General features: G+C 58.2%; 16 protein-coding genes. 9 read left to right on the forward strand and 7 right to left on the reverse strand.

Going from position 1 to position 17,401, the window contains the following annotated elements; genetic code table 11:
* The first annotated feature begins 55 nt into the window (after positions 1-55).
* Positions 56-1,549: an Asp-tRNA(Asn)/Glu-tRNA(Gln) amidotransferase subunit GatB gene (gene gatB / locus CARG_RS03885; protein ID WP_020976096.1), complete on the forward strand. Its 1,494-nt coding sequence runs from the start codon at positions 56-58 to the stop codon at positions 1,547-1,549.
* A gap of 133 nt (positions 1,550-1,682) precedes the next feature.
* Here the strand turns inward: gatB and CARG_RS10215 are convergent, their stop codons facing one another.
* Complete coding sequence (locus tag CARG_RS10215) at positions 1,683-1,838, reverse strand: hypothetical protein (protein WP_020976097.1); 156 nt, start codon at positions 1,836-1,838, stop codon at positions 1,683-1,685.
* 204 nt (positions 1,839-2,042) lie between these two features.
* On the opposite strand from CARG_RS10215, the gene CARG_RS03890 reads away from it, so the two are divergent.
* Genes CARG_RS03890 through CARG_RS03900 form a run of 3 tightly spaced genes read left to right on the forward strand, consistent with a single transcriptional unit; the run spans position 2,043 to position 5,231 of the window.
* Complete coding sequence (locus CARG_RS03890) at positions 2,043-3,392, forward strand: YkvI family membrane protein (protein WP_020976098.1); 1,350 nt, start codon at positions 2,043-2,045, stop codon at positions 3,390-3,392.
* Positions 3,393-3,407: 15 nt separating this feature from the next.
* On the forward strand, positions 3,408-4,283 hold the full coding sequence (locus tag CARG_RS03895) for a LysR family transcriptional regulator ArgP (protein WP_020976099.1): 876 nt from the start codon (positions 3,408-3,410) through the stop codon (positions 4,281-4,283).
* 27 nt (positions 4,284-4,310) lie between these two features.
* A complete protein-coding gene (locus CARG_RS03900; RefSeq protein ID WP_020976100.1) occupies positions 4,311-5,231 on the forward strand; it encodes a DoxX family protein in 921 nt (306 codons plus the stop codon).
* 143 nt (positions 5,232-5,374) lie between these two features.
* Here CARG_RS03900 and ilvD read toward each other — a convergent pair whose 3' ends face one another.
* The 3 genes from ilvD to CARG_RS03915 all read right to left on the reverse strand — a co-directional run bounded on the left by ilvD (position 5,375) and on the right by CARG_RS03915 (position 9,560).
* Entirely contained in the window at positions 5,375-7,240 is a 1,866-nt protein-coding gene (gene ilvD, locus CARG_RS03905; RefSeq protein ID WP_020976101.1) for a dihydroxy-acid dehydratase, read from the reverse strand.
* A 71-nt stretch (positions 7,241-7,311) separates the two neighbouring features.
* Positions 7,312-7,833 (reverse strand): PH domain-containing protein, encoded by a 522-nt coding sequence (locus tag CARG_RS03910; RefSeq protein WP_020976102.1) that lies wholly within the window; start codon positions 7,831-7,833, stop codon positions 7,312-7,314.
* 23 nt (positions 7,834-7,856) lie between these two features.
* Positions 7,857-9,560, reverse strand: a complete 1,704-nt coding sequence (locus CARG_RS03915) for a mechanosensitive ion channel family protein (protein WP_169733200.1) — start codon at positions 9,558-9,560, stop codon at positions 7,857-7,859.
* Positions 9,561-9,832: 272 nt separating this feature from the next.
* Here CARG_RS03915 and CARG_RS03920 point away from each other — a divergent pair, with 272 nt between their 5' ends.
* The 3 genes from CARG_RS03920 (at position 9,833) to ilvC (ending at position 13,452) form a co-directional block, all read left to right on the forward strand.
* A complete protein-coding gene (locus CARG_RS03920) occupies positions 9,833-11,773 on the forward strand; it encodes an acetolactate synthase large subunit (RefSeq protein WP_020976105.1) in 1,941 nt (646 codons plus the stop codon).
* A 2-nt stretch (positions 11,774-11,775) separates the two neighbouring features.
* Complete coding sequence (gene ilvN, locus CARG_RS03925) at positions 11,776-12,309, forward strand: acetolactate synthase small subunit (protein ID WP_020976106.1); 534 nt, start codon at positions 11,776-11,778, stop codon at positions 12,307-12,309.
* 129 nt (positions 12,310-12,438) lie between these two features.
* Positions 12,439-13,452, forward strand: a complete 1,014-nt coding sequence (ilvC, locus tag CARG_RS03930) for a ketol-acid reductoisomerase (protein ID WP_020976107.1) — start codon at positions 12,439-12,441, stop codon at positions 13,450-13,452.
* A gap of 90 nt (positions 13,453-13,542) precedes the next feature.
* Here the strand turns inward: ilvC and CARG_RS03935 are convergent, their stop codons facing one another.
* The 3 genes from CARG_RS03935 to CARG_RS10225 form a co-directional block, all read right to left on the reverse strand.
* On the reverse strand, positions 13,543-13,806 hold the full coding sequence (locus CARG_RS03935; RefSeq protein ID WP_020976108.1) for a metal-sensitive transcriptional regulator: 264 nt from the start codon (positions 13,804-13,806) through the stop codon (positions 13,543-13,545).
* A 76-nt stretch (positions 13,807-13,882) separates the two neighbouring features.
* Positions 13,883-14,023, reverse strand: coding sequence for a hypothetical protein (locus CARG_RS10220; RefSeq protein ID WP_169733201.1), 141 nt, complete (start codon positions 14,021-14,023; stop codon positions 13,883-13,885).
* A gap of 45 nt (positions 14,024-14,068) precedes the next feature.
* On the reverse strand, positions 14,069-14,233 hold the full coding sequence (locus CARG_RS10225; RefSeq protein WP_020976110.1) for a hypothetical protein: 165 nt from the start codon (positions 14,231-14,233) through the stop codon (positions 14,069-14,071).
* Between the two features lie 157 nt (positions 14,234-14,390).
* Between CARG_RS10225 and CARG_RS03940 the strand changes: the two genes are divergently transcribed.
* Complete coding sequence (locus CARG_RS03940) at positions 14,391-15,467, forward strand: cation diffusion facilitator family transporter (RefSeq protein WP_020976111.1); 1,077 nt, start codon at positions 14,391-14,393, stop codon at positions 15,465-15,467.
* A 50-nt stretch (positions 15,468-15,517) separates the two neighbouring features.
* Positions 15,518-17,368 (forward strand): GmrSD restriction endonuclease domain-containing protein, encoded by a 1,851-nt coding sequence (locus CARG_RS03945; RefSeq protein WP_020976112.1) that lies wholly within the window; start codon positions 15,518-15,520, stop codon positions 17,366-17,368.
* Positions 17,369-17,401: the final 33 nt, after the last annotated feature.

A 17,401-nucleotide genomic window follows, 5' to 3' on the forward strand; every position in this document is an offset into this window, starting at 1 on the left:
ATGAGTGCCCACCTGAGTGCCCAGATCGGTGGGCACTCAGGTAAAATCCTTAGCCATGTCTTTGCTGATGGATTACGACGACGTCGTCGAGCAGTTCGACCCGGTGATGGGCCTGGAAGTGCACGTAGAGCTCGCAACAGAAACCAAGATGTTTTCTGCTAGCTCCGCCCACTTTGGTTCCGCCCCCAACTCCAACGTAGACCCCGTGTCATTGGGCTTGCCGGGCGCACTGCCCGTAGTCAACGCCAAAGGTGTGGAATGGGCGATCAAGATTGGCTTGGCACTCAACTGCTCCATCGCAGAATCCTCCCGCTTTGCTCGTAAGAATTACTTCTACCCGGATCAGCCGAAGAACTACCAGATCTCGCAATACGACGAGCCCATTGCCTACGACGGCTACCTCGATGTCGTCCTTGACGACGGCACCGAATGGCGCGTAGAAATTGAGCGCGCACACATGGAAGAAGACACTGGCAAGCTCACCCACCTCGGCGGTGCAGACGGCCGCATCCACGGTGCTACCAGCTCGCTCGTAGACTGCAACCGCGCAGGCATCCCCCTCATTGAAATCGTCACCAAACCCATCGAAGGGGCAGGGGAGCGTGCACCGGAGGTCGCCCGCGCCTACGTTTCGGCACTTCGTGAACTGGTCAAGGCTCTGGGCGTGTCCGACGCTCGCATGGATCAAGGTTCCATGCGCGTGGACTCCAACCTCTCCCTCAAGCCCAAGGGGCAGCAGGAGTTCGGCACCCGCACCGAAACCAAAAACATCAACTCTCTTAAGTCCGTTGAGCAGGCAGTGCGCTACGAAATGATGCGCCAGGCCCAGGTCATCGTCGATGGCGGCACCATCATCCAAGAGACTCGCCACTACCAGGAAACTGACGGATCAACCACAGCGGGTCGTCTGAAGGAAACAGCGGAAGATTACCGCTACTTCAACGATCCCGACCTACCTCCGGTAATTGCACCGCGCGAATGGGTTGAAGAAATTCGCGCCACATTGCCGGAGTTGCCCTGGGTGCGTAAAGCTCGCATCCAGAAGGAATGGGGACTGTCCGACGCAGAAATGCGCGACCTCGTTAACGCCGGCGCTCTGGAACTCATTATTGAAACCGTGGACGCCGGTACTACCCCCGGTGAAGCCCGTTCGTGGTGGGTGTCTTACCTGACCCAAAAGGCTAATGCTGCGGACATTGAGCTCTTTGACCTGGCTATTACGCCCGCTCAGGTGGCTGAGGTTGTGTCGCTAATTAACGAGGGCAAGCTGACCAACAAGCTCGCCCGCCAAGCGGTTGACGGCGTGCTCGAAGGCGAAGGCACGGTCTCTGAGGTTGTGGCCGCCCGTGGTCTCGAGGTCGTCCGCGATGACGGCGCTATCGAGAAGGCAGTCGATGAGGCCCTGGCCGCCAACCCGGATATTGTCGAAAAGATTCGCGGGGGTAACGCCAAGGCCGGCGGCGCAATCGTCGGAGCCGTCATGAAGGCCACTCGTGGCAAGGCGGATCCCGCGCTGGTCAACAAGCTGATTGCAGAGAAGACCCGCTAAAAGCTCGTGGCCATGTGCTATGACCCCAGTGCTTGAATGAATCAAAAACGGCCGGCGGAAGATTACTTCCGCCGGCCGTTTTGCGCAATGCCAGATCACTGCTATGACCTGTTTGGTTGTGGGGTGAGGGGCCCTAGTCGTGCACTTTGTCCGTGGCAACGGCGTTTGGTGCTTCGGTCGGGTGTATGGGTTGAGTGTGCTCGTCGATTTCCGGGATTTTTCCTTCATCGGCATGCATGCGGTAGTTAAGAATTTCACGACGCAAGGGGCCGGCAAGTAGGTACAACATGTAGCTCAGCTACTCGTGCACGTGCCCACTGATCGTTAGTGATCGCACTGAGAGCCGGCTGCGCAGTTCGAAACTGACTTAGTGGTTATGTACACTGTTAAAACGTTCGGTGCCCAGTGCGCCGGAGTGGCCAGCCAGCGACACACGCATCGGGGGATGTGAACGCATGATCGGCAGGTCGCCTCTCACCTGAAAGGTTTTCTCGTGAACACCGTGGTTAAACGCGTGTTGAGTATCTCTATGGCTTTCGTCGGCCTCAGCGTCGGCGCAGGCTTCGCCTCCGGTCAGGAGGTTTTGCAATTCTTCGTCAAGTTCGGCATGAAGGGTGTCTTGGGCGCCCTCGCTGTCGGCGTCGCAATGGCCTTCATCGGCATGATCATCCTCCAGCTCGGTAGCTACTACCAAGCGGACGGCCACAATGTGGTGCTCGATGAGATGGCGCACCCCATCACTGCGAAATTCCTCGATTTCTGCGTGATGCTCACCATCTTCTCCATCGGCATGGTTATGTTTGCCGGCGCCGGAGCCAACTTTGACCAGCAGTTTGGCTGGCCATCATGGACAGGGTCAGTTCTTCTCCTAGTTCTTACCCTTGTTCTTGGTCGCTTTGACGTCGATAAGGTCTCGCAGATTATTGGTGCGATCACCCCTGGCATCATCATCCTGGTCTTGGTTGCCGCTGTGTACTCCATCATGCATGCTCCGAGCGACCTGTCTGCGCTTGAGCCTATGGCCGCAGAAATCCAGAGCACGCTGCCCAACTACTGGATTTCGTCCCTGAACTACATCGGCCTCTCCCTCATGGTGGTCGTGTCCATGTCGATCGTTATCGGCGGCTACTACCTCAACCCCCGTATTGCGGGCATCGGTGGCCTGGTCGGTGGCGCCGTGTTTGGTGCTCTACTCTTCCTCAGTGCGCTGATCCTCTTCCTCCAGGTTGGCGACCTTGGTGATGCCGATCTGCCGATGCTGACGCTGGTGTCCAACATTCACCCCACACTGGGTCTGCTCATGTCGATCGCTATCTACGGCATGATCTTCAACTCCGCACTGGGCATGTTCTTCGCCCTGACCTCTCGCCTGACCACTGGGCACCCTGAGCGCTTCAACAAGGTATTCGTTATCACCGTGCTCATTGGCTTTGCGGCCAGCTTCATGGGCTTCAAGACCCTGGTGAGCTACGTTTACCCGGCACTGGGTTACGTTGGCGTTCTGCTGATGGCTTTGCTGTGCATCAACTGGATCCGCGACCACGCGACCATCAGTGCAGAATCCCGTCGACGCGCCCGCATCCGTGACCTCGTTCGCCTCAAGCTGGACCCCGCGCAGCACTTCACAGCCAAGGACGAAAAAGAATTGGCCAAGCGCGTGTCCAAGTCCAACATTGCAGACGCCGACCTAATCGAAACCGTTCACGAGAAGGTCACCGAAGAGCTCGTCGCAGATGATGACATCGAATTCACCGAAGAAGACGCCGCCGTCGTCATGGAAGAATTGTCGACCTCCGAGGAAGGCACCGTCGCTGAAGTTAAAGGCGCGAAGGGCGATAAGTAGCTAGACTGATTCTTTATGAATCCGGCTCACCTCGCGACCCTCCTCGCCGTACTAGACGAAGGCACGTTCGAAGCCGCGGCTCACTCACTGGGGATCACCCCCAGTGCCGTCAGCCAGCGCATTAAAGCACTCGAGTCCCAAGCGGGCCGAGTGCTTGTGCGTAGGTCCACCCCACCCACCACAACCCCAGCGGGCGAGGTATTCGCACAACTTGCACGGCGCATGCAACTGCTCCAAGCCGAAGCAGAAGCAGAAATCGGCAGCCTACTATCCCGCGTTCCGCTCACCGTGGCCGTTAACGCCGACTCGCTAGCAACATGGTTCCGCGACGTCATCAGTGAAGTAGCACATTGGGACAACGCCACACTCAACCTCCGGGTGGAAGACGAAGCAGCAACTCTCAACCTGCTACGACTGGGCGAAGTAGTCGGTGCAATCACCAGCGAACCCACCTCGGTCGCAGGATGCGATGTAGTACCCATCGGGGAAGTCCGCTACTACGCCTGCGCCACCCCCTCACTAACAGCAGCACACGCGGCAACAGAGCCCACCAACGGGGAGCTCTACGATCTCCAGTCCATGCCCTCCCTGCGCTATGGCCCCAACGACCGCATGTCTGATCGTTTGATCAGCTTCAATGAACTCCATCACGTCAGCGAAATTCCGAGCTCTGAAGCCTACCTGCATGCCGTCACCGCGGGCCTTGGATGGGGCCTGCTGCCGGAAGCCCAATGCGCATCCCTGCTTGAAGAAGGCAAACTGGTGCGCGTCGACCCCCGCGACGTCATCATCCCAATGTTTTGGCAACAATGGCGTCTCGAATCCGACATGCTCAGCCGACTCAGGGATGCAGTGATTAGCGCAGCGCCGCGCCCCGCATCCACCACATAAGGGTGATTGTCACCTAACCTTAGATGCATGTCTGAAAATACCCCCGATCGCGCAAACCCAGCGGACTCTCTGGACGTCCCCACCTACCAGCAACCCAACATCCACGAGCGTGTGGGACGCGCAGCACCCCAGCAGATCCCTGCGCAGGGGGCCGCTCCGGCTGAATCTGAGGCTGAAGCCCAGCCGAAAGACGAGCATTCCGCACCCTTAGCCTCTGACGCGCCAACCACGGCGTTCGACGAAGTCTCCGTCGACCAACCGGCTGCAGCACCCGCGCAGGACACCACCGTGGCGGAACCCGCCACCACCCCTGCAGCTGTCGCTGAGCCGGCAGTAGACCCCGCCCCCACCACGGTCGCCCCGGCTGTCGTTCCTGCAGCAACCCCCGTCGCGGAGCCCGAAGAACCCATGGTTCTGGACGAGAAGAACGTCACCGTCGTCTCTGACCGCCGCGGCACCCTCAACTTCGGTCTGTTCCTCATTCGCGCAACTGTTGCCGCCGTGCTCATCGCGCATTCCGTGGTCGTATTTTTCGGGCTCGGAAGCTCTGCAGGACTCAGTGGACTCCAAGCAGACTATGCAGCATACAACCAGCCTTCTATCCTGTCGGTCCTCATCCCGTCCCTCGAGCTGACCGCAGGCGCCTTCCTACTGCTTGGCCTGATCACACCAGTTGCTGCCAGCCTGGGCCTCGTAGCAACAGGTTTCGCCATGCTGCACGATCTGAGCACCAACGGTCTACGCGACACCGCAGCAGGACACGACAGCTACACCGCCATCATGCTCTTCCTCTTGGTCCTCGGCCTTCTGTTTACCGGCCCCGGCCGTTGGTCTCTGGACTTCTCCCGCAGCTGGGTGCGTCGCCCGTTGGCATCCTCGTGGATCTTCGCACTCGTCGGTATCGGCGGTCTCGTGGCCATCTGGTGGTTCCTGGCTGGCACCTTCTAGCCCCTCTGCAAGGGTTGACCGCCGTCTCGGCGATCACCCTTGGGTAAAAAGCTCGCCACGGGGCGCAGAAGTTAACATTGCGGACACAAAGTGGGGCTGCTTCCTTAACGTTTTGGAAGCAGCCCCACTGGCGTATCTGCCTGCTAATCGACCTGGCGGACCGCGCCCTTATCTGCTGACGTCGCGAGCTTTGCGTACGCACGCAGCGCCTTGGTCACCGTCCGCTGACGCGACGTCGGGCTGAAGGGAACATCCCTTTGCAATTCCTGTTCGCGCCTGCGTTCGATCTCGGCTTCGTCGAGATCTACGGACAATTCACGAGTGTGCACATCAATGGTGATCTGGTCGCCGTCGCGAACCAAACCAATCAACCCACCGTGCGCGGCCTCGGGGGAGACGTGCCCAACAGACAGTCCAGAAGAGCCACCGGAGAAACGGCCGTCGGTGACCAACGCGCACTTCTTGCCCAAGCCAGCACCCTTAAGGAAGGCTGTGGGGTGCAGCATTTCCTGCATACCGGGGCCACCAGAGGGGCCTTCGTAGCGCACTACCAGAACTTCGCGGGCCTGGATCGTGCCATTCAAAATGACAGATACGGCCTCTTCCTGCGATTCAACAACGCGCGCCGGCCCGCTGAAATGCCATAGGGACTCGTCAACGCCTGCGGCCTTGATGATAGCGCCGTCGACTGCCAAGTTACCTCGAAGGACAGCGAGCCCACCATCTTTGGTGTAAGCATGCTCGACATCGCGGATGCATCCGCTCGCGGCGTCCACATCCAACGAATCCCAACGGTTGTTGGTCGAGAAAGGCTCCGTGGTGCGTACACCACCGGGAGCGGCGTGGAACAGCTTGATAGCCTCATCGGTCGCCTTGCCGCCGCGGATATCCCAGTCGTCCAGCCACTGCTGCAAAGAATCGGCATGTACTGCACGAACATCGTCATGTAGAAGGCCGCCCCGATGGAGTTCACCCAAAATAGCGGGAATGCCCCCTGCACGGTGGACGTCCTCCATGTGGTAGTCGGAGTTTGGTGCGACCTTGGACAAGCACCCAACCCGCCGAGACAACGCGTCGATATCGTCGAGGGTGAAGTCCAGCTCTGCTTCCTGGGCGGCGGCAAGGATGTGCAACACGGTGTTGGTCGATCCGCCCATAGCCATGTCTAGCGCCATAGCGTTATCAAAAGCGTGCGCGTTGGCGATGCTGCGGGGGAGCACAGATTCGTCGCCTTGCGCATAGTAGCGTTGGGCCAATTCCACAATGAGTGAACCTGCGCGCTGAAACAATGCCTTGCGGGCGGCGTGTGTGGCTAGGGTGGAGCCATTGCCAGGCAAGGACAAACCGAGTGCTTCGGTAAGGCAGTTCATCGAGTTGGCGGTGAACATGCCCGAGCACGACCCACAGGTTGGGCATGCAGAGCGTTCGACTGCGTCTAATCCTTCCTCACCGACCTCATTATTCGCCGATGCAGAAATAGCGGTGACAAGGTCGGTGGGGGCGTGGGCCACACCATCAACCACGACAGCCTTTCCGGCTTCCATGGGGCCACCGGAGACGAACACTACCGGGATGTTCAGGCGTAGTGCAGCGTTCAGCATCCCGGGGGTGATTTTGTCGCAGTTGGAGATGCACACCAGCGCGTCGGCTGTGTGGGCATTAACCATGTATTCCACAGAATCCGCGATGATTTCGCGGGATGGTAGGGAGTACAACATGCCACCGTGGCCCATGGCGATGCCATCATCGACCGCAATAGTGTTGAATTCTTTTGCCACACCACCGGCAGCATGCACGGCTTCGGCGACGATGCGCCCCATGTCGCGAAGGTGAACGTGGCCGGGTACGAATTCGGTGAAGGAGTTAGCGATGGCGATGATCGGTTTGCCGAAGTCGCTGTCGGTCATTCCGGTTGCGCGCCAGAGGGATCGGGCACCAGCTGCGTTGCGGCCTACAGTTGTGACCTTTGAACGCAGAGGGATGGCGTTGGAATTTCGAGGGCTATTCATCAGGTGTTTTCCTCAACAAGGCTTTGGGGTGGTGCACCACGCAGGGGCTGCGCGTGATGTTGTGTCGTGTGTTAGTTCTCGGACTGTTCGGTGGCTGCTTTGTCCGCATCCACTAGAACTTGGCGGCCGTCGCGGTGGATGATGGTGACTTTGTCGTGGGAAGCTTGTTCGGCTTGCGCAATGACGTCGGGGATGCGTCCTCGGGATGCCTCCGCCAGCTTGGACACGTCGTTGAAGCTGACGCCGGGCAGAGAGTGCTGTGAGCCGTCAGTGGTGGTCACTTTCGCAAAGCTTCGCCCGAATCCGATGCCGTCAATGTTCTCCCAAGTTAGATCCACTGGTTTTTTGAACACGTAGCGGGCGTGGATGCCTTCTTCGTCGACTCGGGTGGACGAGCGCAGTACCCACACGATCAGGCCAATGGGGATGATGTAAAACCAGCCAAGGAGGAGCGGCTTGTGGCCGACTGTCAAGGTGAGCATCATGGCCATGACGATTGCGCTGATCAGGTTCATCCGATCAACGCGGAACAGGTTCTGGTCGCTGTGTGCGGAGACCTGGGTGGTCACGGTGGGCTGGTCGCTGGTGCTCATGAGCTAAAGATTCTACCGTCCGTTTAGTTTTGCTGGTTGGATGGGGTGGGTTGGTCGGGGTTGACTGTGGGCGCTGGTGCTTGGGGTTGTTCAGCGCCGTCTGCTGGGGGCTGCGCGGGTGAGGCTGGTTCATTGCCTCCGGTGGTGTCATTCTGGCTATCTGCGTCGGAGTTGCTGTCGGGACCGGTGGGGGTGCCGGTGCTGTTGGTGTTTTTGTCGTTTGCCTCCTCTTTGTCTTTGTCTTCAGTGTTAGTTGTGGACGTGGTGGTTGTTGTTTTTTCTTCGGTTGATGACGTCGCGGGGGTCGTTGTGGACGTCTCTTGCGTAGGCTCAGTGGGGGTGGTAGGGGAGTCGGTGGGGTCTGCTGGGGCGGTGGTTTTGACGGAGGGGGCGAGGATGCCTCTGCGGAAGCGTTCGTCGTGCTGGGATCCGTCGAGGGATAAGCCCTTGAGAGTGAGGAAGATGATCAGTAGAACGAGCAATACCGTGGTGGAGGGGCGGCAGCGGCCATTGATCGACAGTACGCGGGCGATGTTGCTCTTGAATGGTGGTTGCCCGCTTGTGTGGGGGGTAGAGTGCGTCGAATCGGTTTCCGCAGTGGTTGGGATGTTTTTGGCCGCAGCGTAGTCGTTGGTGGGGGCGCTGAGGTCCGCTCGACCGCGTTCTTTCGGTGAGGCCGCATCAGATTCGACTGCGGTGGTGTGGTGGCTAGTGGTGCGCGTGACGCGCTGGGCGGGGTCTTTGGACACGTAATCCGCCAGGCGTCGTGTGCTGAGCGCAGGGTTGGATGCGACGTCATCATCAATTTTTAGACCTGGTAGTTGCTCGGGCGATAGCTCCGACGCGGGAGTGATGGTGGCGAGTTGATCGAGGACCACGCCACTGGTTGTGGTTGCCGACCCGTACTCTTCCCAGAATTCCTCCAGGATGTAGGTGCGGATAGTGCGTTCAACAATCCATTGCTTTGCGGGATTAACTTGGACGACGAAGCGCATGTTGACCATCCAGGGCATGCCCACGACCGTTGGTTTTTCGATACCCACAGCCGGGTGAACGTCGAGTTCGCCGCGGATATCCCGCCGAATTTCGGGATCGTTGAGGGCCCGGAGTGTGGCAGCAGTTGAGCGGTCAATCGCATCCTGAATAGTGGCTGAACCCAACAAAGGAACGGGAACGACGGCAACAGCCCTAGCCCAGTAATTGGATTGATTGATGCAGATTCTGGCGGCGGAGTTGGGCACGATCACGGTTTCGCCGTTAAGGGTTCGCACCGTAGTTGCGCGCATTGTGATGCCAATGACATCACCTTCGACGTCCACACCGGAGCCCTTAAACAACACCCAGTCGCCCACACCAAACTGTTTTTCCTGAAGAATAAAAAACCCGGCGAGGAAGTCCGCGATGATCGATTGGGCACCCAAACCAACAGCCGCTGAAATGACGGTGGCTGGTATAGCGACGCCGGCCAACGACACCCCGAGATATTTCAGTAACAGCACTGCCGCCAGGAAATATAGGATGATTTCGCCGATGTAGACGAAGGTCTCGAGCAGTGCGCGGCGGGTCTTGAATTCCTCTTCCTGCTGATCCATGCGGCTGGACAACCCCCGCACAACCATGCGACCGATCCGGGGGATCAACATCACCACGATGATGAATATCAGCGGAATGAGCGCTGTCGTGAGGAACCATGTCCAGATCGAGTACAGGATGTAGTTGACGGGCATGGCCGCCATACTACCCCCGCTTGTCTACCCCTATGCCGGGGTGCATGTGATCTAGACCGTCCGATAGCGCTATAGTTCTAAGCCATGACGATCGTACGAATTATTAACGTAGTAAAGCCTCGGTGTTTGGCTTAGGCTGCAACGTTATATTCGTTCGTTCAAGTCAAACACCCTCGTTAGGTGCCCAGTGGAGGTGCCACGCGAGGGTTTTCGTTTTCATAGGGACGCCGCATATCCCCTCGAAGAAATGGAAGAAATGAAGGAGCCAAAAGATGCCTGAATCTACGCCGCAGAAGATGACGGGCGCGCAGGCCATTGTGCGCTCGTTGGAAGAGCTCGGTGCCGACGTTGTGTTCGGCTTGCCCGGAGGCGCAGTCCTTCCCCTGTACGACCCGATTTACTCTTCGGAGAAGCTGCGCCACGTGCTTGTGAGGCATGAGCAGGGCGCAGGGCACGCTGCGACCGGCTACGCTCAAGCGACCGGCAAGGTGGGTGTGTGCATCGCAACGTCGGGGCCCGGCGCCACGAACTTGGTGACACCCCTGGCTGATGCCAATCTGGATTCAGTTCCGATTGTTGCCATCACAGGCCAGGTCGGGCACACCCTGCTGGGTACTGACGCCTTCCAGGAGGCAGACATTCGCGGCATCACGATGCCTGTCACCAAGCACAACTTCATGATTACTGACGCCAATCAGATACCTGCGGCGATTGCTGAAGCGTTCCACTTGGCATCGACTGGCCGCCCTGGCCCGGTGTTGGTGGATATCCCGAAAGATATTCAGAACTCTGAGATGGAGTTCGTGTGGCCGCCTGAGTTAAACCTTCCCGGTTACAAGCCGACAACTACACCGCATCCGCGCCAGATTGAAGAAGCGGTCCGGATGATCTCCGAGGCTAAGCAGCCGGTGTTTTATATCGGTGGCGGTGTTATCAAGGCAGATGCTCACAAGGAGCTCCTGGAGTTTGTCGAATACACCGGCATTCCCGTTGTGACTACTTTGATGGGCTTGGGTTCCTTCCCCGACAGCCATCCGCTGCACCTCGGTATGCCCGGCATGCACGGCTCCGTGTCGGCTGTGGGTGCCATGCAGCGTTCCGACCTTTTGATCACCATTGGTGCACGTTTTGACGACCGCGTGACCGGCGACGTTGATTCTTTCGCTCCGGATGCTCAGGTCATTCATGCCGATATTGATCCGGCTGAGATTTCTAAGATCCGTGAAGCCCAGGTTCCGATCGTCGGTGATGCTCGTGAAGTATTGGCAGCGTTGCTCGACGCTTATAAGCGTCTGGATGTGCCTCGCCCGCAGATTACGGAGTGGACTGCCTACACCGCTGGTCTGAAGAGCAATTTCCCACGCGGCTGGGATGAGCCTTCCGATGGCAAGATCAGCCCGCAGTATGTCATCAACACCCTGTCGAAGATTGCTGGGCCCGACGCGGTGTATGCAGCTGGCGTCGGCCAGCACCAGATGTGGTCTGCGCAGTTCGTTGACTTTGAAAACCCTCGCACGTGGTTGAATTCTGGTGGCGCAGGCACCATGGGATACTCGATTCCTGCAGCGATGGGGGCTAAGGCTGGTTGCCCGGATAAGGAAGTGTGGGCGATCGATGGTGACGGTTGCTTCCAGATGACCAACCAGGAGCTCACCACCTGTGCTGTGGAGGGTTTCCCGATCAAGGTTGCTTTGATCAACAACGGTAACTTGGGCATGGTGCGCCAGTGGCAGACCTTGTTCTATGAGGGTCGTTATTCGAACACGAAGCTACGCCCGCAGGACGAGTACATTCCGGACTTTGTTGGGTTGTCGGAGGCCATGGGATGTGAGGCTATTCGTGTGACCAAGACGGAAGATGTCATTCCTGCTATTGAGAAGGCTCGGTCTATCAATGATCGTCCGGTGGTGATTGATTTCATCGTGGGGGAGGACGCGCAGGTTTGGCCGATGGTTGCCCAGGGTAAATCCAACTCGGATATTGAATATGCGCTGGGGTTGCGCCCGCTGTTTGATGAGGATTCTGCTGGGGAGCCGCCGGCGGTTATTGATCGCGTGGTGGACGACAACGCTTTTGATGCTGCCAAGCGTGGTGGTCATGGTTTCGGTCATAGGTCCGATCCGGGTGGCGCAGCTCCTGGCCCTGCGGACTCTCGGGCGGCAGGCCATCATACTGCTGCCTACAATGCGGCTCACGCTGAGAAGGGAAAATAATCATGGGTGCATACGCTTCCAACAATAGCGAGGCGACTAACCGCTACACCTTGTCGGTGTTGGTTCAGGACGTTGACGGTATTACCTCCCGCGTGGCCGGTATGTTTACCCGCCGTGGTTTCAACATGTATTCGATTGTGTCGGCGGCTACCGAAACCGAGGGCATCAGTCGTATTACGGTGGTTGTTGATGCGGATGAGGTTGTTATCGAGCAGATCACTAAGCAGCTCAACAAGTTGATCCCGGTGCTTAAGGTGGTGCGCTTGGATGGTGATTCCTCTGTTGCTCGCGCTTTGATGCTGGTCAAGGTTGCTGCTAACAACGCGAACCGTCCTCAGGTTGTCGACGCCGCGAATATTTTCCGCGCTCGCGTTGTGGATGTGGCTCCGGATTCGGTTGTTTTGGAGACCACGGGTAACCCGGGCAAGCTTGAGGCATTGCTGGAGGTTCTGCAGCCTTTCGGGATCATCGAGATGATTCGTTCTGGTGAGATTGCTTTGAACCGTGGGCCGAAGCCGTTGTCGATGCGCCGTTAGGCCCTAAAGCAACCGATGTTCCACATTGTGGGAAGTGCATTCTACAATGTGGACATGTCGGGTGCTGTTTTGCTATAGTTTTTTTCTGACGTCGGGGAGTGTCTCCGGCACAATGTGAAAGGTTTATCCATGGCTATTGAACTCTTGTACGACGCTGACGCTGACCTGTCGCTGATCCAGGGCCGCAAGGTCGCCATCATTGGCTACGGCTCCCAGGGCCACGCACACGCGCAGTGCCTGCGTGATTCTGGTGTTGAGGTTGTCGTCGGTCTTCGTGAGGGCTCCAAGTCCGCTGCGAAGGCAGAAGAGGCAGGTTTCACCGTCAAGAGCAACGCCGACGCAGCAGCATGGGCCGACGTGGTTATGCTCCTCGCTCCCGACACCTCTCAGGCAAAGATCTACTCGGACGACATCGCCCCAAACCTCAAGGATGGCGACGCCATCTTCTTCGGCCACGGATTGAATGTGCACTTTGATCTGATCAAGCCCGCCGATAACATCACCGTCGGCATGGTTGCCCCCAAGGGCCCCGGCCACCTGGTGCGCCGCCAGTTCGTCGACGGCAAGGGCGTTCCCTGCTTGATCGCAGTTGACCAGGATCCTAAGGGTGAGGGCAAGGCTCTGGCTCTGTCCTACGCGGCGGCTATCGGCGGTGCTCGTGCGGGCGTCATTCCCACCACCTTCAAGGAAGAGGTCGAAACTGACCTCTTCGGCGAGCAGGTCGTGCTGTGTGGCGGCCTTGAGTACCTGATGATGGCTGGCTTCGAGGTACTCACCGAAGCTGGTTACGCACCGGAGATGGCCTACTTCGAGGTTCTTCACGAGATGAAACTCATCGTCGACCTCATCTGGGAGGGCGGCCTGGCGAACATGAACTACTCCATCTCTGACACCGCAGAGTTCGGCGGCTATGTTGCTGGCCCCCGCATCATTGATGCAGACACCAAGCAGCGCATGAAGGATGTTCTGGCGGATATTCAGGACGGCACTTTCGTCAAGCAGCTGATCGCTAACGTTGAGGGCGGCAACAAGGACCTCGAGGCTAAGCGTGCAGCTGTTAACGCTCACCCGATCGAGGAGACCGGCAAGAAGCTCCGCGATTTGATGAGCTGGGTGAAGAACCCCCTCGACGCTACCGCCTAATGGTGGCGTAACCGGGGGGTAGCCCTAGCGCATAGTTACAAGAAGGCGGGTGCCGTAGAACCTTTTCTACGGCACCCGCCTTCTTTCGTGTTAGCTCAAGGACAAGAAGAGTTTTTCTAGCTTTTCTTCATCGATGGAGCTGGCTCCCTCGCCTTCCGCGAAACACTTCTTCATGCCAGTGACGATGATGGAATACCCGGCTTTGTCGAGCGCTTTTGATACGGCTGCGAGCTGCATGATTGCCTGGTCGCATTCGTTGCCTTCCTCCAGCATGCGGATAACGCCCGCGAGCTGACCGTGAGCGCGTTTCAGCCGGGTCACGGACTTTTTTACTTCATCGGGTTGTAAGTGCATAGTCCGCCTTTAGCTGCTCTCGTAGTTCGCCTGCGAGTAGGTCAGGTAACCGCCGGCTAGGTTGGATGCGGTGACGCTAGTGTCGCCCACGGCTGTTACTTCGGCGTAGGCGTGCTGCGGTGGACATGCCGCCGGCGACGCTGCCCACGATGATGGTCGTGGCGTTTGCCTTGGGGGTTGTTGTTTCTCGCGCTGTTGTTTGGGTGTGGGTGTTCATCGCGTACTCAACCTTGTCTCATGCATGTGGCGAAGGATCTTGCGACTAGTTCTTGCCGAAGATCTTGGACAAAAATCCACCGGCGTTGTTTTCGCGCGGGCAGGTGCACCATTGGCCGGCGGGAACTTGGGCCTTTACCTGGTCAATGTGCTGGCCGCAGCCGGCCCAAGTGGTTTTTCCGCATTTGGAGCAGGGGATAGGACGACACATGGGAAACTCCTTCGTGTTGTGCCGGGCCGGTGGTGGCCCGGGCTGTGGATTTTCGTGATGCGTGAACATCAACGAGCTTGATTATACCCCCGGGGGTATAGATAGTGGGTTTTCATTAAGATGTCAATAAGGATTAAGGCTGTGGTAAGGTGGCTGCATGCATCGCGACAACAGCCAGCGCAGAGAGCATGCGCACGGCCATGATCACGCCCACGAGCATCACCACGGGCACCACCACGTCCACGACCATGATCACGGCCATGATCACGTTCATGGGCATACGCATGCGCCGGATAGCGTCAAGGCGCTCGTCGGCGTCATCATTCTGACGACCACCATCTTCGCAGCCGAAGTTATCGGCGGTTTCCTGTCGGGCTCACTATCGCTGCTGGCAGACGCCGCCCACATGCTGTCGGATTCTGCTGGGCTAATCATGGCCCTGGTTGCCGCGATCATCGGCCGCCGGGAGGCCAACAACAAAGCCACCTTCGGTTACAAGCGCGTCGAGGTGTTGACCGCAGCCATTAATGCTGCAGCGGTCGGCGCGATTGGCCTATGGATCATCGTGGAAGCGGTAATGAAGCTCTTCCGGCGGGTCGAGGGCCAACCCATCGATACCGGTTTGATGCTCATCGTCGCCTTGATCGGCCTGGTCGCCAATGGCGCCTCCGCATTGATCCTGGCCAGGGGTTCGCACGACAGCCTTAATATGCGCGGAGCCTACTTGCATGTCTTGTCGGACTTGGCGGGCTCGGTCGCGGTGATCATCGCGGGCTTAATCATCCGCTACACCGGGTTTCATTACGCCGACGCTATCGCCTCGATCATCATCGCGATCATTATTTTGCCGCGCACCAAAAAGCTTCTTGATGACGCCGTGAGGGTCCTTCTCGAACACGCGCCTGCGGGGATCGACGTGGATGAAGTGCAGTGCACTGTTCTCGCCATCGACGGCGTGATTAGCGTGCACGATCTCCATGTATGGTCCCTGGACGGGGCAAAGGCGTTGGTTAGTTGCCACCTTGTCGTCAATGCGGATGCCGATGGCAGCCCAGAGTGCGTGTTAAAAAATCACGTCAATCAGTGCGCGGTGCTTGACGAAGCGGAGCGACGTCTAGGGGAACTAGGTATTTCACACACCACCATCCAGATCGAGGGGGCCCAGCACTTGGGGCATGAACACGACGCTAATGACTGCGGAGCGACCGCAGCCAGCGCGCCCAGTAAGCACTAGTGCTACGCCGTCGGTGCAGGTGAATGGCCCACCGGAGTAGCGTTAAAGCCATGGGTTTTTCTACTCCGAGCTACGACCTCATAGACCTTTTTGCCCGCATTGATCGCGGCGATCTGCAGCTTCCAGATTTCCAGCGGGAGTACTCCTGGGATATTGATCGGATGCGCGCACTAGTAGTGACCGTCCTGCGCGGTTATCCCATGGGGTCGATTATGGCCCTGGATACTCGCAATACGCCGATGCGTTTCCGTCCGCGTCCTTTGGCCGACGCGCCCGACCATGGGGTGAACCCGGGCTTGCTGTTGCTCGACGGCCAGCAGCGTTTGACCACTTTGTATCACTGCCTCCGAGGTGACGGATTTGTCGATGCACGGGATTTTAGGAACAAAAAAATCAGGCGTGCTTTTTATGTGGACATCGCCAAGGCTGTCAGCCAGGATGTGATGCCGGATGGCGCCGTGATTTCAGTAGATGGACGCGGCGTCATACGTAGTCATTTTTCTACCCTAAAGCCGATCGATCTTGATGATCCTGCCAGCGCCCTGTCCCACGGGGTGATCCCTGTTGCCGCATTGCTCAGCGACGAGGGCACCGATATGTTGTTCGATTTGGCCGAGCACAAGCCCGACATGAAGGAGGCAATCAAGAGCTTCCACAATCAGGTCGCAAAGCCTCTTATCCGCTACCAGGTCCCCATGATCAGGCTCGATCGTGAGACCGCTCAAGGTGGAGTTGGTTCCATTTTCGCCGCAGCGAATAATGCGGGCCTGCCGATGGGCATTTTTGACCTACTCACCGCGGTGTTTTCCTCCCAAGACCCAGATTTCAAACTGGTTGAGGATTGGGAACGCACCTCGGCACAACTGCGCCAGCACCCCAACCTCGACGGGATCAAGCGAACTGAGTGGCTCCAGGCCGTCGCCCTGTACGTGACTGCTCGCGCCGGGCATTCCAGCGGTCAGTGCGAAGACATTTTGAACCTCACGTTGAAGGACTACCTCGCCGTGGCACAACCTTTGCGGGAGGGCTTCATCAAGGCTGCAGATTATCTGGCGGAGCGCTGCATGCTGGCCCGCAGTGATGTGCCCTATACCTTCCAGATCGTGCCGTTGGCTGTCATTTTGACGCTGCTTGATCGAAAGCTCGCAGCCGAGGGCGAAGCAGCGATGACTCAACCCCAGCTCGATCGGCTCAACCGGTGGTTCTGGTGTGGTGTGTTCGGTGAGCTTTATGGTTCCAGTGCGGTGATCCATCGGGCCGCCATCGACATCGCTGAGGTACCCGCGTGGGTGCTGGATGCGCCCGCACCGGGTGAAAAGGGCAGTAAAGACAGTAATGACGTCGCGGGGCGACCTGGCGTTCAGGTTCCCTCCAGCGTGCAGGGTGCAACCTTCAACGAATCACGATTGCTGTCGGGCACCGACAAGTCGGCCGTGTACAAGGGCGTGTATGCACTGATCCAGGGGCGTGGTGCTAAGGATTGGCGCAGCACGCTACCCTTCAAGGGCAACCAGGAAGAACTTGACCCGGATTTTGCACCGATGTTCCCACTGGCGTGGTGTGCGGAAGTGGGCATCGAGCCTGCGCTGGCCACCTCGGTGATCAACAGGACACCGATGTCACCAAAAACACAAGTGTTGATCGATGGAACCCTGCCCACCCGATACCTGCCACGGGTGCAGTCGAAATCACTACTTGATGACGCAGAGTTTGACGCTGTGCTCACCTCCCATTTGATTGATCCAGAGCTGCTTCACCGTGGTCAGGCCATGGAATTCTTAGCCGATCGACGCGACCGGCTAATCGGCATGGTCGAATACGCGATGGGTTCTACTGCGGTACGCGACGTCAACGAATCCGATCTCAGGGGCGGCGAGGAAGGACCCAACGCCTTTATCTGATCCCCCCACCCATTAACCCCGGCACCAGCTTTG

Origin of the sequence: Corynebacterium argentoratense DSM 44202 (assembly GCF_000590555.1) — a bacterium.
GTDB lineage: Bacteria > Actinomycetota > Actinomycetes > Mycobacteriales > Mycobacteriaceae > Corynebacterium > Corynebacterium argentoratense.

Bases quoted from the DNA above. Each gene is read 5' to 3' on its own strand.
- gatB (WP_020976096.1), top strand. From the start codon at position 56: ATGTCTTTGCTGATGGATTACGACGACGTCGTCGAGCAGTTCGACCCG.
- CARG_RS10215 (WP_020976097.1), bottom strand. From the start codon at position 1,838: ATGTTGTACCTACTTGCCGGCCCCTTGCGTCGTGAAATTCTTAACTAC.
- CARG_RS03895 (WP_020976099.1), top strand. From the start codon at position 3,408: ATGAATCCGGCTCACCTCGCGACCCTCCTCGCCGTACTAGACGAAGGC.
- CARG_RS03900 (WP_020976100.1), top strand. From the start codon at position 4,311: ATGTCTGAAAATACCCCCGATCGCGCAAACCCAGCGGACTCTCTGGAC.
- ilvD (WP_020976101.1), bottom strand. From the start codon at position 7,240: ATGAATAGCCCTCGAAATTCCAACGCCATCCCTCTGCGTTCAAAGGTC.
- CARG_RS03910 (WP_020976102.1), bottom strand. From the start codon at position 7,833: ATGAGCACCAGCGACCAGCCCACCGTGACCACCCAGGTCTCCGCACAC.
- CARG_RS03915 (WP_169733200.1), bottom strand. From the start codon at position 9,560: ATGCCCGTCAACTACATCCTGTACTCGATCTGGACATGGTTCCTCACG.
- CARG_RS03920 (WP_020976105.1), top strand. From the start codon at position 9,833: ATGCCTGAATCTACGCCGCAGAAGATGACGGGCGCGCAGGCCATTGTG.
- ilvN (WP_020976106.1), top strand. From the start codon at position 11,776: ATGGGTGCATACGCTTCCAACAATAGCGAGGCGACTAACCGCTACACC.
- ilvC (WP_020976107.1), top strand. From the start codon at position 12,439: ATGGCTATTGAACTCTTGTACGACGCTGACGCTGACCTGTCGCTGATC.
- CARG_RS03935 (WP_020976108.1), bottom strand. From the start codon at position 13,806: ATGCACTTACAACCCGATGAAGTAAAAAAGTCCGTGACCCGGCTGAAA.
- CARG_RS10220 (WP_169733201.1), bottom strand. From the start codon at position 14,023: ATGAACACCCACACCCAAACAACAGCGCGAGAAACAACAACCCCCAAG.
- CARG_RS10225 (WP_020976110.1), bottom strand. From the start codon at position 14,233: ATGTGTCGTCCTATCCCCTGCTCCAAATGCGGAAAAACCACTTGGGCC.
- CARG_RS03940 (WP_020976111.1), top strand. From the start codon at position 14,391: ATGCATCGCGACAACAGCCAGCGCAGAGAGCATGCGCACGGCCATGAT.
- CARG_RS03945 (WP_020976112.1), top strand. From the start codon at position 15,518: ATGGGTTTTTCTACTCCGAGCTACGACCTCATAGACCTTTTTGCCCGC.